Below are 15,334 nucleotides of genomic sequence, written 5' to 3' on the forward strand. Positions count from 1 at the left end.
GTTCGTACCACCGTCTCAGTTTCGGCGCAGGACCAGCGTCGTCCATTCGCCGATCGGCACCCGGTCGATCCGCGCATAGCCCCAGCCGCGATAGACCGCGAGCACAGCGGGCGCCTGCCGGGTCAGCAGGCCGGACAGGATCGCGACGCCGCCGGCGGTCTGGTGCGACGCCATTTCAGGCGCCAACCGTTTCAGCGGCCCGGCGAGGATATTGGCGAAGACGAGGTCGTAGGGTGCACGCCGCCGGAGGATGGGATGGCGGAATCCGGCGGCCGTGACGCAGGCGATCCGCCCGGCGAAGCCGTTCGCCGCCACGTTTTCCCGCGCCGTCGCCGTCGCCACCGGGTCGATGTCTCCGGCCACCGCGCGCGCCGGCCAGATCGCCGCCGCCGCCATGGCGAGCACGCCGGTGCCGCCGCCGATATCGGCGACGCGCCGCGCGATCAGGCCACTGCGCGCCAGCCGGTCGAGCGCGGTCAGACAGCCTTGCGTCGAGGCGTGATGGCCGGTGCCGAAGGCCTGCGCCGCCTCGATCTCGAGCCCGACCAGATGCGAAGGGATCCGGTCGCGGTCATGGCCGCCATAGACCACGAAGCGACCGGCGGCGACGGGCGTCAGCTCGGCCCGCACCTGGGCGACCCAGTCCCGATCCTCGACCTTCGTCACCCGGAACTCGGGCGCGCCATGCACCAGTGCGAGCAGCGCGAGGCCGCCGGCGTCCGGCCGGCCGTCGAAATGAGCCCCGACGTCCCAGAGACCGGAGGCGTCGTCATGGTCGTGAACCTCGGTCACCAACGGATCGAGGCGCTCCAGCGCCTCGGCCAGATCCCGGGCGGCGGCCTCTCCCGCGAGCGCGGTGGTGGCGTGATAGAGCGTCATGGCGGTCCCCGGGAAATCGCGACCGCCTGCGCCTAGGCGCCCCTTTGCGCGGCGTCAAGGGTCGCGGGCAATGGTCGGAAGCGGGAGAGGACGCCAACGGCGCCCTCTCCCGCTTTCATTCAGGCTTCGAGGCCGATGGGGCACGTCACCCCGGTGCCGCCGAGGCCGCAATAGCCGCCGGGGTTCTTCGCCAGATACTGCTGGTGATAATCCTCGGCATAATAGAACGGCGGCGCGGGCAGGATCTCGGTGGTGATCGGGCCGTAGCCCTTCGCAGCCAGCCGCTGCTGGAACAGTGCCTGACTGGCGCGGGCGGCCTCGGCCTGGGACGCGTCGAACGTATAGACACCGGAGCGGTATTGCGTGCCGCGGTCGTTGCCCTGGCGCATGCCTTGCGTCGGGTCGTGGCCCTCCCAGAAGGCGCGGAGCAGATCGCCATAGCCGATCTTCGAGGGATCGTAGGTGACGAGCACCACCTCGTTATGGCCGGTGCGGCCGGAACAGACCTCCTGATAGGTCGGGTTCGGCGTCTCGCCGGCGGCGTAGCCGGCGGCGGTGACCCAGACGCCGGGCAATTGCCAGAACTTGCGCTCCACGCCCCAGAAACAGCCCATGCCGAAGAGCGCCTGGGCCATGCCCTCGGGCACCCCCTTCAACGGACGGCCGTTCACGAAATGCGTCGTCGCGGTGGGGATCGGGTCGGGGCGACCCGGCAGCGCGGCGCCGGGGGTGGGCTTTTCCGTGGACTTCGTCAGGCCGAACAGCATGCCATGTCCTTTCGCGGTTCTCTCGAACCCCGATGTATGCCGCGCGAGGCCGATTTCCAAGATCAGGTCGCCAGCACGTTCTGGAACTGCCAGGGGTCGGTCTCGTCGATCTCCTCGGCGAACTGCCGCCAGCGGGTCGAGATCGGCGTCCAGTCGGTGTAATGCGCCTCGACCCGGCCGAGATAGGGCCGCTGGATCTCGAGGCAGCGCGCATGGTCCATCTCGTCGGTCTCGACGATGCCGGCGCGCGGATTCTCCAGCGCCCAGACCATGCCGGCCAGCACCGCGCTCGTCACCTGCAGGCCGGTGGCGTTCTGGAACGGCGCCAGCGCGCGCGTCTCCTCGATCGACAGGCGCGAGCCGTACCAGAGCGCGTTGCGGGCATGGCCATAGACCAGCACCCCGAGATCGTCGCTGCCGGTCAGGATCTCGTTCTCGTCGAGGATCTGCTGCTTTGGCTGGATCACCCCGGAGCCGAAGGTCTCGTGCAAGGAGAGGATCGCCTGGTTGCAGGGGTGATAGGCATAGTGGCAGGTCGGGCGGAACTCCGGCGCGTCGCCCTGCCCCACGGTGTAATAGTCGGCGATCGAGATCGCCTCGTTGTGGGTGACGAGAAAGCCGTATTGCGCGCCGACGGTCGGGCACCAGGTATGGACCTTGGTCAGCGCGCCGGGCGTGTCGAGCCAGATCGAGGCGCGGGAACCGTAGGCGTGGCGATGGCCATTCGGCGGGAACCAGCGCTCGTGACTGCCCCAGCCGAGTTCCGCCGGCTGAAAGCTCTCGGAGAGAAAGCCGTCGACCGACCAGGTGTTGACGAAGGTATTGACCGGCTTCGCATCCTGCCGCGCCTGAGTGTCGCGCTCGGCGATATGCACGCCCTTGACCCCGAGGTCGCGCATCAGGGCCGCCCAGCCGGCGCGGTCGCGCGGCGTGGCGCGCGCGGCGCCGACCTTGGTGTCCGCCGCGATGCGCAGCAGCGCCTCCTTCAGCAGCCAGGACACCATGCCGGGATTGGCGCCGCAGCAGGAAACCGCCGTAGGCCCCTCGGAATGGGCGCGCTTCTCGGCCAGCAGCTTCTCGCGCAGGGCGTAGTTGGTGCGGTCGGCCGGATCGCTGCTCGAATCGAAATAGAAGCCCGGCCAGGGTTCGTTCACCGTGTCGATATAGAGCACGTCGAGATCGCGGCAGACCCGCATGATGTCGATCGATCCGGTATCGACCGAGAGATTGACGCAGAAGCCCCGCCGCCCGGCGAAGAGACCCGACAGGACCTCCCGATGGTTCTCGGGCGTCAGGGCAGCGCGGACATGATCGACCCCGCGCTGCTCCAGGAACACCGCATGCTCGTCCGACGGCTCGATCACATGCACGTCGCGGGGATCGAAGATGAAATGCCGCTCGATCAGCGGCAGCGTGCCGCGGCCGATCGAGCCGAAGCCGATCATCACGATCGGCCCGTCGATCCGGCCGAACTTGGCGTTGGGATGGGTCATGCAACGGCTCCTCGGGCTCGCCTCGCGCCGGCCCGATGCCGCGCGGGCGCCAGCATAGCGAAGCGCGCGGCGGCGCCAAGATGCCGCCGCGCCAGGTTCCGGGGGAGAGGCGGGCCGTCGCCGCCCGCCGGGTGTGCTTGCGCGGCCCGCGCGGCGCCGATAGCGTGATCGCATTATTCTGGGCGCTCGCCGTCCGCGCGCGCCGGTTCCATTTTGATTGGAGATGCCCGTGCGCCCCATTCCGGACGAAGAATTCTCGCGATTGATCGGTTCAATCTACGATTGCGCGCTGGACCCGTCGCGCTGGCCCGCGACGCTCGGTGTGCTCAACGATTTGATGCGCTTTCGCGTCTCGACCCTCTCGATGCACGATGTGCCGACGGGACAGCTGCTCCTCGCCGTGAACCACGGCTATTCCGAGGTGGAACTCGCCGGCATGTACGCCGTGGTGAACCACGTCGCCGACAGCTGGGGCGGCCGCGAGCGGATTTTGTCACTGCCGATCGACGAGCCGCTGATCCAGACGGCGGTCAATCCGGCCCGCGCGCAGTGCCTCTATGTGCGCGAATGGGCCGATCCCTTCGGCTACGCGGACGCGCTCGCCGTGTTTCTCACCCGCGACGCGGCCTCGGTCGGCACTCTCGCCTTCGGCCGTCATCGCGACGATGGCCCGATCGGCGAGGCCGAGGTCGCGCTCGCCCGCCTGTTCGTGCCGCATCTCAAGCGGGCGCTGGTCATCAGCCGGCTGCTCGAAGCGCGCGCGGTCGAACGCGCGACCTTCGCGGCGGCGCTCGACGTGCTCAGCGTCGCGGTCCTGCTGGTCACGGGCGACCTGCGGCTGATCCATGCCAACCGGGCCGGCGAGACGCTGCTGCGCGCCAGGGACCCGCTCGGCCTGTGCGCCGGCCGGGTCACGGCCGCGAACGGCGTCGATGCCGCGCTGCGCGCCGCGCTCGCCGCGCCGCTCGGCGGTATCGGCCGCCGCGGCCTCGGCATACCGGCCCGGCGCGTCGATGGCGAGGAACTGGTCCTGCACGTCCTGCCGCTCGGCGATGGTGGCCCGCTGCCCGGCGCCACCGCCGCGATCTTCGTCGCGCCGGCGACCCAGCCGAGGCCGGCGCCGATCGCCGCCATCGCCGCGCTGTTCGACCTGACGCCCGCCGAAACCCGCGTGCTGGAACTGATCGGCGCCGGCCGCGGCAATGCCGAGATCGCGGCCGCGCTCGGCGTCGCCGCCTCGACGGTGCGCACCCATCTGTTGCGCCTTTTCGAGAAGACGGGCACCCACCGCCAGGCGGACCTCGTCGGCCTGCTCGCCTCGTTTTCGCTACCGCTTGGCTGATCTCCACCAAACGGTGGATGCGCCGGCACGCCGAATGGCCTCCGCTGATGATCACCGGCCGCCGAATTTCCGTGCCGGCCGGATATCCGGAACAAGGGGGCGCTCATGTCGATCAACAACAGCCAAGATCTCCTCGATGATCTCCGTACCTATGGTATCATTGTCACCGAGCACCGCCTCTTCGGCGCCAACATTCGGCTCGTGCCCGGCACCTACACGCCCAATTGGGATACCAGCGAAGTCGACAGCGTGACCTTCCAAGGCACGGCGGGACGAGACGCGCTGTTCGGAGGCGGCGGCGAGGGCTACGCCTTCTTCATCGGGACCCGCGGCGATGATCTCTACGGCACCAGCGCCAACCCCGATAGCTTCAGCGTCGCCTATGCGGACTACAGTGGCGCGCGGACCGGCATCATCGTCAACATGGACTATCACGGCACCCGCACCTTCACCGACGCCGAGGGTGACGTCCGGACCGTGGACGTCATCGGCAAGGCGAGCGACGGGTTCGGAGGCACCGACTATTTCGCGGCGAGCGCCGAAGCGTGGAATGTCGGCGCCAGCAGCCTCTGGGGGGTCATCGGATCATCCCATCGCGATGTGATGGTCGGCGACGCCGACTTTTTCGGCGGCCGCGGCAACGACCTCCTGATCGGCTCGTCCGCGTTTGGCGGAGAGGGGAACGACCGGCTGGTCGGGCGCGCGTCTGACCTCCGGTCGTATGTTTCGCTTTATGGCGACGAGGGCAACGATGTCATCCTTGGCGTCGACTCAGTCTACAATTCTCTCGATGGCGGAGCCGGCAACGACCGCATTGTCGCCGGCTCCGGTGAAGACCAGAACCTCTACGGTGGTGATGGCAACGACTGCCTCATCGGCAGCGACGAGGCGGACAAGCGCCTGCTCGGAGGCGCCGGCGATGACTGGATCTTCGCGGGAACTGGTGATGATGGCTATGTCATCGGCCAGGCCGGCAACGACTACATAGACGGGGGCGCCGGCGACGACTTCATCGACGGCGGGGTCGGAAAGGATGTGCTTGTCAGCGGATCCGGCAACGACATCATCAATCCGGACGTCGAGTATTTCCAGTCCAATCCGGACCAGGCGCGGGACGGCGCCAAGGACGTGATCAAGGTCACGCGCGCCGATCTCGGCGACTATACCGACGTGGTGCTGTCGCGCGCCTTCGAGGCCGGTCGCGACGAGATCCGCTTCAAGGAGGCGGTCTGCCGCGGCGAGAGCTACCGCGTCTTCACCGAGGCGCAGAGCTTCAACGACGCCGGCAAGCTGCTGCGCCCGGACGACCTGGCGGATCGGCAGAATACCGTGCTGCAGATCGACCAGGACGGCGACGGTTTCGGCGGCGCGACGCCCGATAGCGACGACTATTTCCTGGTGGTGTTGGACGCGACTCTGTCGCAGCACAACGGCTATCTGCTGACCTGAACGGCCGTCGCGAAAAGCGAGCGCCCCCGCCGGGATCGGCGGAGGCGCGAAAAGCGGACGACCGAGGCGCCGATCAGTTCTTGGCGTAGAACTCGACGACCAGGTTCGGCTCCATCATCACCGGATAGGGCACATCCGACAGGGCCGGGGTGCGGGTGAATTCGGCGGTCATCTTGGAATGATCGACATGCAGATAGTCGGGCACGTCACGCTCGGCGCTGCCGGCGGCTTCGAGCACGACGGCGAGCTGGCGCGAGCGGTCGCGCAGGCTGATCACGTCGCCTTCCTTCACCTGATAGGAGGCGATATTGACCCGCTTGCCGTTCACGAGGCAGTGGCCGTGGTTCACGAACTGCCGCGCCGCGAACACGGTCGGCACGAACTTCGCGCGATAGACCACCGCGTCGAGCCGGCGCTCCAGGAGGCCGATCAGGTTCTCGGAGGTGTCGCCCTTCAGGCGGTCGGCCTCGGCATAGACCTTGCGGAACTGCTTCTCGGTCAGGTCGCCGTAATAGCCCTTCAGCTTCTGCTTGGCGCGCAGCTGCGTGCCGAAGTCGCTGAGCTTGTTCTTGCGGCGCTGGCCATGCTGGCCGGGGCCGTATTCCCGCTTGTTCACCGGGGACTTGGGCCGTCCCCAGATGTTTTCGCCCATGCGGCGGTCGATCTTGTATTTCGCGCTTGTACGCTTCGTCACGGTTTCGTCCTATCTCGTCGTCAATATGGGCGGCGTCCTCCTTTGCCCGGGGTTTCCCCCTCAGGCCGACAGGCTTCCCCTTGCGGGGACCGCGAACGCCAGTTCACTCCCGCCGCCCCAACGGACGGCGAGCCGCGCCCTTTTAGCGATGCGCCCCCCGCTGTCAAGGCCGGTGCCGGATCGGTGGCAAGGTGATCAATCTCGTCCGCGCGAAGTCCCGTCGGTCCGCGGCCGATTTCCAGCGGCCGCGTCTTGCCGACCTGCCAGTGGCAGGTCGCAGCGGTCGCGCGCCCGGAGGAAACTTCCGGAGGGCGCGAGGGGTGAAGATTTCTCCGGAGCGCGCAGATCGTGACGGGCATGCCCGGCTTGACCGTTGAAAACGGTCATGCCCCCGACAGGGCTGACGCATTCCGGTAGATAGGACATAGGTTTCCGGCTGCCTTCGTCTGCGGATCGAGATACCGATTGCTCGATCAATGAGTTGCGCCGGATTTCTCGACTCGAATTTCCCGACGCTTTGCAGAACAAAAATGTTCTGCAAGGTTCGGGATTAGGCCGAAAGTAGTGTTTCCAGACGAGAAACATTTCGCTGGCCACGGAGTCGGCCAATCTCGGCAGGAGAACCTGCTCCTTCCCCTCGGCTGCCTTGACCGCCACCGCACCCGCACCCGCGGGGTCGCGCGGTCGCGTGATCCGAGGGGGCGGAGCAATGGCGGATATGGCGAACCTCACGCTGGCTCAGGTCTATCCACGGCCCGGCTGGGAATACCAGCTGAACTGCTGCGGCAACCCGGATTGCGGGAACTACGGGATCGATCCGGACTTCTCCCTGGCGTCGCCACGCGGACGGAATGCGCCTCAGGAGCGGGAGCGGCTGGCCCGCATCTCGAACGCCTTCGCGATTGGTCTCGGCAGCTACGAGATGAAGGGCGGTGATGCGAAGGACGCGCGGACCTCGACGGTCTACGAATACCAGGCCCAGCCCTTCGACTGGACCGACGGCAGAAAGCTGACCTGCCAACATGTCCTCGATGATGACGTCTGCGGATTTGGCTTCAGCCTGTTGACGGACCAGAACCTCGAGGAAGAGATCCGTCGGCTCGTCAACCAGAACGGTGTCCTGGACGGCGCGGCGTGCCGCGCCTGCGGCCGTCGCTATCTCGCCGCGCCGTGGGAATTCGTGCTGAACGGCCGGAACGAGCCGAAGGCCGGCAACAAGCGAAAGTCGGACGGCGCGCGCTCCGTCCGGGTCATGCACCGTCGCTGCGAGGGGAAACCGGGCGCACGGTTTACGGTCTCGCTGCCGCACGTCCGGCAGAGGAAGACCTCCGACAACCAGAAGATCCTGCGGGCGCTCTCGAACAGCGCGGGCATCCACGACATCCAGCGCGTGCTCGCAGGCATGGAGGACGGGGAACGATGCGGCATGTCCCGCATCTACAATCGGATCTTCTGGCTCGAAGGCCAGCTCCTCGCCTACGAGACGGAACAGCTCGCCCGCTGGAAGGAAGAGCGCGAAGCCGAGGGCAAGCCCATCGTCCATCGGCTCTGCCACGACGACATCGTGCTGGGCGTCAACTGGCAGACCGACACGGATCGAAAGATCACGCCGCTCAACTGCTCGATCACGGCTGACGCCGACAGCGGCTACGTCTACCGGATCGACATCGACTTCGACCCGCGGGTCGAGCCGGTGGCGCTGTTCCGCGACGCCTATCTCGACGACCAGGGGATTCCGAAGGACCTCCGGTGGGAGTACACCGCCGGCGACGGCACGACCTTTACCCACCCTCGCTTCCATTTTCAGCGGCCGACCGGGCGCCTGGACGAGCACGCCTTCTTCGCTGCCTGCCTGAACCATCTTGGCGTTTTCCGCGAGACGAAAGGTCGACGGGTGGTCGGCATCGACAAGGCGGCGCGAAAGGTCGCTCGCGACATGCTCGACGCCCAGCTCGAAGCGGAGATGGACCTGATCAAGACGATCTACTACGGCTGGTTCGACCTGAAGAAGGTCGAGCGGGAGCATCGCGCATCCTTCTCCGGCGTCACGGTCCAGCAGGTCTATACGAAGGCTGCCCACTTCGCGGCGCTGAAGGGGACGTTGCCGAAGGGCGAGATCTGCCTGATCACCGAGCAGGAAGGCACGCTCGTTCGCACCATCCCGCACATCTTCCGGAGCGAGATCGACGCGGACAGCTTCACCTGGCTGATCGTCGGCTTCGACAAGGAGGCGAAGAAGCCGCAGATCGAGGACCGGACCCGGACCTACCGGAAGGCGCTGCGCGCGCACCGCGACGCCATGATCGCCGCCGGGAGGACCGAGCCGACCGAAGAGGAGGTCGGGCTCGACTATGTCCGTGCGAAGATGTCCACTATCTACCGCGAAACGCCCCACGGGCAGCGGCCGTGGCCGGGATCATCATTCCAGAGCTCGGCCTACCCTCACGTCTGGATCAAGTCTCCAGTTCAGGCGGCGGGCGAAACGGAGAAGACCGTCGGGTTTCCGATCCTCAAACGGTCGGCCCGGCAGGCGCTCAAGCAATACGACTTCAAGGAGGAGGTCCAGGGCCCCTGGCTCCGGAGCCTGATCGCCGATGAGGTCTGGCGAGCGACGCTCCAGGCGGTCAGCACCTTCATGAACTCGCTGCGCGAACGGTTGTCGCCGGCGGCGCGATCGGGTGTGGGCGGCGCCCGCAGCGGCGGCTCCTACGTACAGGGGGCGATGTTCAATCCGCGGGTGCTGATTGCGATCCTCAATATCTTCCGCATCCAGTACAACTTCTTCGAGGCCCGGACCTACGTCGCGCCCTGGAACGGCGAGAAGGAGCTGCGCCCGACCGTTTCGTCGATGGCCGAGGTCCGCGTCCCGGGTCGCGACCAGCACGTCACGGTCTACAAGCGCCGGAGCCACAAGCCACGCCGTCTGACGCCGGCGATGCGCCATGGCATCTGGCCGGCCGCCGAGGGCGACGCAGAGACGCCGAACCTGATGAAGGTGCTCTACTACCCTTGGCTCTATGCCCGAACGCCGCTCTGGAAGAAGTTCACGACCTCGGGCATCGACCTACGGCGGAAGGCAGCGACCGCCGATGCGCGGAGGCGCAATCGTCGCCCGAGCGCGGTCGAACCAAAGCCGCCCGGCAGGAATGCGCGCAGCCCCATCCCGCCGGGCGCGGGGTGAAGTCGAGCAAACGCCCCATTTTCTTGGCGATATTTGTTTCGGGCAAGCAGTCTCTGGCCTATTTCTCGTGATGCGGGGGCGGGTTCGGCCTCCGCACGCATGACGAGGAGACAGGACTTGCAGATCGAGCGCACCCTCTGGACCGCCGCAGACAAGATGCGGGGCGCGATGGACCCCGGCGAATACAAGCATGTCGCGCTCGGCCTGCTGTTCCTGCGCTATGTCTCCGTCGCTTTCGAGCAGACCCGGGCGAAGCTCCAGGCGGACCCCTACGCCGACCCGGAGGATCCCGAGGAGTATCAGGCGGCGAACGTCTTCTGGGTGCCCGAGAGCGCCCGTTGGCCGCGGATCGCCGCGATCGCCAAGCAGGCCGACATCGGCGTCCAGATCGACGACGCCATGCGCGCCGTCGAGGAGGACAACCCGACGCTGAAGGACGCGCTTCCCAAGGTCTTCGGGCGCGCCTCCCTTGACCCCTCGATCGTCACCGGCCTGATCGAGCTCTTCACCAACCTGAAGTTCCACGGCACCGGGGCCGATTTCGACCTGATCGGCCGCATCTACGAGTATTTCATCGGCGAGCTCGCCACCAGCGAGGGCAAGCGCGGCGGCGAGTTCTACACGCCGAAGCCGGTGGTCGAGGTGCTGGTCGAGATGACCGAGCCGACCCGCGGCCGCGTCTACGACCCCTGCTGCGGCACCGGCGGCTTCTTCGTCCAGTCGGAGAAGTTCATCGCCGCCCACCAGGGCCGGATCAACGACATCGCCGTCTACGGGCAGGAGCGGAACCACACCACCTTCCGCCTCGCCCGGATGAACCTCGCGATCCGCGGCATCTCCTCGGAAATCCGCTGGAACCAGGAAGGCTCGCTGCTGCGCGACGCCTTCCCGGACGAACGGTTCGAGACCATCCTCGCCAACCCGCCCTTCAACATCTCCGACTGGTCGGGCGAGGCGCTGCGCGAGGACGTGCGTTGGAAGTTCGGGGCGCCGCCTGTCGGTAACGCCAACTTCGCCTGGCTGAGCCACATTCACCACCACCTCTCGGCGTCCGGCATCGCCGGCGTCGTGCTCGCCAACGGCTCGATGTCCTCGATGCAGTCGGGCGAGGGCGACATCCGCCGCGCCATGGTTGAGGCCGACGCGGTCGACGCCATGGTGGCGCTGCCAGGCCAGCTCTTCTTCGGCACCCAGATCCCGGCCTGCCTCTGGATCCTCGCCAAGGACAAGTCGAACGGGATTGCCAGGGACGCGAAGCTCCGCGACCGCCGCGGCGAGGTGCTGTTCATCGACGCCCGCAAGATGGGCGCGCTCATCCCGGGAAGCCGGAAGCAGAAGCAGCTGTCGCCCGAGGAGATCGCCCGCATCGCCGGCGCCTACCACGCCTGGCGCGGCGAGCCGGACGCGGGCGGTTACGCCGACGTGCCTGGCTTCTGCAAGGCGGCCTCGGTCAAGGAGATCGCCGAGCACAACTTCGTCCTGACGCCGGGGCGCTACGTCGGCGCCGGCGCGGCTGAGGAGGAGGACGAGCCGTTCGAGGAGAAGTTCGCGCGGCTGAAGGACGAGCTGCTGGCGCAGTTTGCGGCGGGGCGGCGGTTGGAGGGACAGATCGAGGCGCGTCTGGAGATGCTGAGGTGAGGTCGAAACCCATTCATCCGCCACTGGAGGCGCAGTCCTGGGCCACAGCGCCGAATTGGGAACGTCTTGACGACATTTCCGATGGGGTTTTCGATTGTCCTCATACCACGCCGAAGCTGACCGGCTACGGACCGTTCGTGGTTCGCTCGCAGGACATTCGCACGGGCATTTTCCGGCACGAGGATGCGGCGCGGGTCTCCGAAGAAACCTACAAGGAGCGGATCGCGCGCGCCGAACCCCGGCATGGTGACCTCCTCTACAGTCGTGAGGGAACCTACTTCGGTATCGCGGCCGAAATCCCGCGGGGCGAGCGCGCTTGCCTTGGACAGAGGATGGTGCTGATCCGTCCCAACCGGGAGCGTATCGACACGCGGTTCCTTCGGTACTGGCTTAATTCGCCGGTGATGGCTCGTCACTTAGAGGGTTTTCGCGACGGATCGGTTGCGGAGCGTCTGAACCTTCCCACGATACGCGGGTTGGCGGTCCCGGTGTTGCCCCTGCCCGAGCAGCAGGCCATCGCCGCCGTCCTCGGCGCCCTCGACGACAAGATCGAGCTGAATCGGCGGATGAGCGCGACGCTGGAGGAGATGGCGCGGGCGCTGTTCCGGTCCTGGTTCGTCGATTTCGACCCAGTGCATGCCAAGGCGCGGGGCGAGGCCCCCGCGCACATGGACGCCGCCACCGCCGCCCTGTTCCCCGACAGCTTCGGCGAGCATGGACTGCCGGATGGGTGGAGTATGAGCGTCGTCGGAGCCGAGTTCGACCTCACTATGGGTCAGTCGCCGCCCGGTAACACATACAATGATGATGGTGTCGGCCTGCCCTTCTTCCAAGGACGAACTGACTTCGGCTTTCGCTACCCCGAGAACCGCAAGTTCTGCTCGGCTCCAACCCGGATCGCCGAGGCCAAGGATACGCTGGTCAGCGTCCGCGCGCCGGTGGGCGATATCAATCAGGCCTGGGAAAGGTGCTGTGTGGGCCGTGGCGTGGCCGCAATCAGGCATCGAACAGGCCAGCGCTCCTATACCTTCTACGCAGTGCAGTCCTTGCAGGAACAACTTCGGGAGTTCGAGCACACTGGCACGGTCTTTGGCGCGATCAACAAGAGCCAGTTCGAGGCGCTTAAGGTGGCGGCACCGACGCCGGAGGTGATCTCCGCGTATGAGGGCATCGGAAGTAGTCTTGACGCCCGCCTCAGAACAGCCACGGCTGAGAGCCGCACCCTCGCAGCCCTCCGCGACACCCTCCTCCCCAAGCTCATGTCCGGCGAGCTCCGCGTTCGCGACGCCGAGCGGCAGATTGCGGAGGCGGTCTGATGGCCTGGGCGTCGGAAGCTGATCTCGAGGATGTCGCCCTCGCCCATCTGGCGAAACTCGGCTTCGCCTATCTGCCCGGCGCCGCGCTGTCGCCGGAGGCGAAGGCGCCGCTGCGGAAGTCGTTCCGCGACGTGATCCTGGCGGATCGGCTGAAGGCGGCGATCGCCCGGCTGAACCCCGATCTGCCGGCGCGGGCAATCGAGGAGGTCGCGCAGCGGCTCATCGACTCGGAGTTCTCGGCTGATCCCATCGCCGAGAACCGGCGCGTCCACGAGTTGCTTGTCGCCGGCGTCCCGGTGGAGTTTCAGCGCAGGGCCGAGACGGTGTCGGCGCGGGCGCGGCTCGTCGATTGGGAGAACCGGGGCAACGACTGGCTCGCGGTCAACCAGATGGAGATCGTCGGCAAGGCGCCGCGGAAGCCGGACGTGCTGCTCTTCCTGAACGGCCTGCCGCTCGTTGTGATCGAGCTGAAGGGGACGGAGGGCAAGGGGCTGCCCGAGGCGTTCAACCAGATCGAGACCTACAAGGCGGACCTGCCGGAGCTCTTCCGCACCAACCTCTTCTCGGTGATCTCGGACGGGATCACCGCGCGTTACGGCTCGGTTTCAGCTGACTTCGACCGCTTCATGCGCTGGCGCACGGTCGATGGCGAGACGCTTGTGAAGGACGGCACCGATCTCGCGCTGGAAACCCTGATCCACGGGCTGCTCGCGCCGGAGACGCTGCTCGCCATGCTGCGGCGGTTCGCGGTCTTCGAGGACGAGGGCAAGGGGCCGGTCAAGAAGATTGCCGGCTACCACCAGTTCCACGCCGTGCGAAAGGGCGTCGCCCGCGTCCTTGAAGCGCGCGCCGGTGACGGCCGCGGCGGTGTCTTCTGGCATACGCAGGGCTCAGGCAAGTCGCTGCTGATGGCCTTTCTCGGCGGCGCGCTGATGCACGAGCCGGCGCTGGAGAACCCGACGCTGGTTGTGCTGACCGACCGGAACGACCTCGACAACCAGCTCTTCGCCACCTTCTCCCGCTGCGCGGCGCTCTTCGGCGAGGCGCCGGTCCAGGTCGAGGACATCGACGACCTCCATGCGAAGCTCGCGAACCGGCAGGTCGGCGGGGTGATCTTCACCACCATCCAGAAGTTCCGACCGCGCGACGGCGAGGCGGAGTTCCCGCCCCTGACCGACCGTTCCAACGTCATCGTCTTCGTCGACGAGGCGCATCGCTCCCAATACGGCTTCGCCGCGAAGATCGACCCGAAGACCGGCGAGATCCGCTATGGCTTCGCCCATCACCTGCGCAGGGCCCTGCCGAACGCCGCCTATGTCGGCTTCACCGGAACCCCGGTCGAGCTCGTCAAGGCCAACACCTATGGCGTCTTCGGCGACCAGATTGACGTCTACGATATCGCCCAGGCGGTCGAGGACGGCGCGACCGTGCCGATCTATTACGAGGCCCGCGTCGCCAAGGTCGAGATCGCCGATGAGATGGCCGGGCTGATCGACGCCGAGTTCGAGGAGATCACCGAGGCGATCAGTGAGGCCGAGAAGGCCGCCAGCGCACGCCGCTGGGGCCGGATCGAGGCGCTGGTCGGCGCTTCGACGCGCCTCGACGTGGTGGTCGCCGACATCCTCGACCATTTCGACAAGCGCCAGGACGCCCTCGACGGCAAGGGCATGATCGTCTGCATGAGCCGCCGGATCGCCGTCGAGGTCTACGACCGCATCGTGACGGCGCGGCCCGACTGGCACGCTGAGACCGACGACCAGGGTGCCGTGAAGGTCGTGATGACCGGCAACGCCACCGATCCGCAGGCGTTTCAGCCTCACATCCGCTCGAAGGCGCGGCTGGAGGCGCTGCGCAGCCGCGCCCGCAACCCAGCCGATCCGCTGCAGCTCGTCATCGTCTGCGACATGTGGCTGACCGGATTCGACGCGCCCTGCATGCATACGCTCTACGTCGACAAGCCGATGCAGGGGCACAGCCTGATGCAGGCCATCGCCCGGGTGAACCGGGTCTTCCGCAACAAGCCGGCCGGCCTCGTCGTCGACTACATCGGCATCGCCACCGACCTGAAGGCCGCGCTCGCCTACTACTCGGCCGAGGACCAGTCGAAGACCGCCGTCGATACGCGGGCGGCCGTCGGCAAGCTCATGACCTCGCTGCAGGTCCTCCGCGACATCTTCCACGGCCTCGACTATCAGACCGCGCTCGCCGGCACGCCCGCCGACCGGCTGGCTGTCTTGCCGAAAGCGATGAGCCTCGTCCTTGACCTGGAGGGCGAGGGCGCCGACCAGGACGCGAAGAGGAAGGCCGGCCGGAAGCGATTCCTCGACGCCGTGGCGGAACTCACCAGCGCCTTCAAGCTGGCGGCCGGAACGCCGGAGGCTGAGGCGGTGAAGGTGGAGGTCGGCTTCTTCGTGGCCGTCCAGACCGCCATCGCCAAACTCGATGGCGGCGCCTCGACAGCGCGCAAGAGCGCCGCCGCCGACTTCGCCATCGGCCAGCTCGTCAACGAGGCCGTCACCTCGACCGAGGTGATCGACGTGCTGTCGGCCTGCGGGCTGGAGCGGCCCGACATCGG

General features: G+C 67.1%; 10 protein-coding genes. 6 read left to right on the forward strand and 4 right to left on the reverse strand.

Translation table 11 applies throughout. The annotated features are described in order from the left end of the window. Positions 1-15: 15 nt before the first annotated feature. The 3 genes from Q0480_RS11740 to Q0480_RS11750 all read right to left on the reverse strand — a co-directional run bounded on the left by Q0480_RS11740 (position 16) and on the right by Q0480_RS11750 (position 3,139). Entirely contained in the window at positions 16-879 is an 864-nt protein-coding gene (locus Q0480_RS11740; RefSeq protein WP_299133134.1) for a 50S ribosomal protein L11 methyltransferase, read from the reverse strand. A gap of 119 nt (positions 880-998) precedes the next feature. Continuing rightward, entirely contained in the window at positions 999-1,646 is a 648-nt protein-coding gene (gene msrA / locus Q0480_RS11745) for a peptide-methionine (S)-S-oxide reductase MsrA (protein ID WP_299133135.1), read from the reverse strand. 62 nt (positions 1,647-1,708) lie between these two features. Next, a complete protein-coding gene (locus tag Q0480_RS11750) occupies positions 1,709-3,139 on the reverse strand; it encodes a saccharopine dehydrogenase C-terminal domain-containing protein (protein ID WP_299133136.1) in 1,431 nt (476 codons plus the stop codon). 229 nt (positions 3,140-3,368) lie between these two features. On the opposite strand from Q0480_RS11750, the gene Q0480_RS11755 reads away from it, so the two are divergent. Beyond that, entirely contained in the window at positions 3,369-4,481 is a 1,113-nt protein-coding gene (locus Q0480_RS11755; RefSeq protein WP_299133138.1) for a helix-turn-helix transcriptional regulator, read from the forward strand. Between the two features lie 105 nt (positions 4,482-4,586). Further along, positions 4,587-5,930 (forward strand): calcium-binding protein, encoded by a 1,344-nt coding sequence (locus tag Q0480_RS11760; protein WP_299133140.1) that lies wholly within the window; start codon positions 4,587-4,589, stop codon positions 5,928-5,930. A gap of 73 nt (positions 5,931-6,003) precedes the next feature. Here the strand turns inward: Q0480_RS11760 and rpsD are convergent, their stop codons facing one another. Next, complete coding sequence (rpsD, locus tag Q0480_RS11765) at positions 6,004-6,624, reverse strand: 30S ribosomal protein S4 (RefSeq protein WP_299133142.1); 621 nt, start codon at positions 6,622-6,624, stop codon at positions 6,004-6,006. Between the two features lie 718 nt (positions 6,625-7,342). Between rpsD and Q0480_RS11770 the strand changes: the two genes are divergently transcribed. The 4 genes from Q0480_RS11770 to Q0480_RS11785 form a co-directional block, all read left to right on the forward strand. Further along, the gene (locus Q0480_RS11770) at positions 7,343-9,805 is read left to right on the forward strand and encodes a hypothetical protein (RefSeq protein ID WP_299133144.1); all 2,463 of its coding nucleotides are present in this window, start codon (positions 7,343-7,345) and stop codon (positions 9,803-9,805) included. A gap of 117 nt (positions 9,806-9,922) precedes the next feature. Then, entirely contained in the window at positions 9,923-11,443 is a 1,521-nt protein-coding gene (locus Q0480_RS11775) for a class I SAM-dependent DNA methyltransferase (protein ID WP_299133146.1), read from the forward strand. Beyond that, positions 11,440-12,759, forward strand: a complete 1,320-nt coding sequence (locus Q0480_RS11780; RefSeq protein WP_299133147.1) for a restriction endonuclease subunit S — start codon at positions 11,440-11,442, stop codon at positions 12,757-12,759. The genes Q0480_RS11775 and Q0480_RS11780 overlap by 4 nt, the downstream gene beginning before the upstream one ends. Further along, a partial coding sequence (locus Q0480_RS11785; protein ID WP_299133149.1) for a type I restriction endonuclease subunit R occupies positions 12,759-15,334 on the forward strand: 2,576 nt, incomplete at its 3' end. The genes Q0480_RS11780 and Q0480_RS11785, both read left to right, overlap by 1 nt.

The sequence above is a fragment of the uncultured Amaricoccus sp. genome, from assembly GCF_937891315.1.
Classification (GTDB): Bacteria; Pseudomonadota; Alphaproteobacteria; order Rhodobacterales; family Rhodobacteraceae; genus Amaricoccus.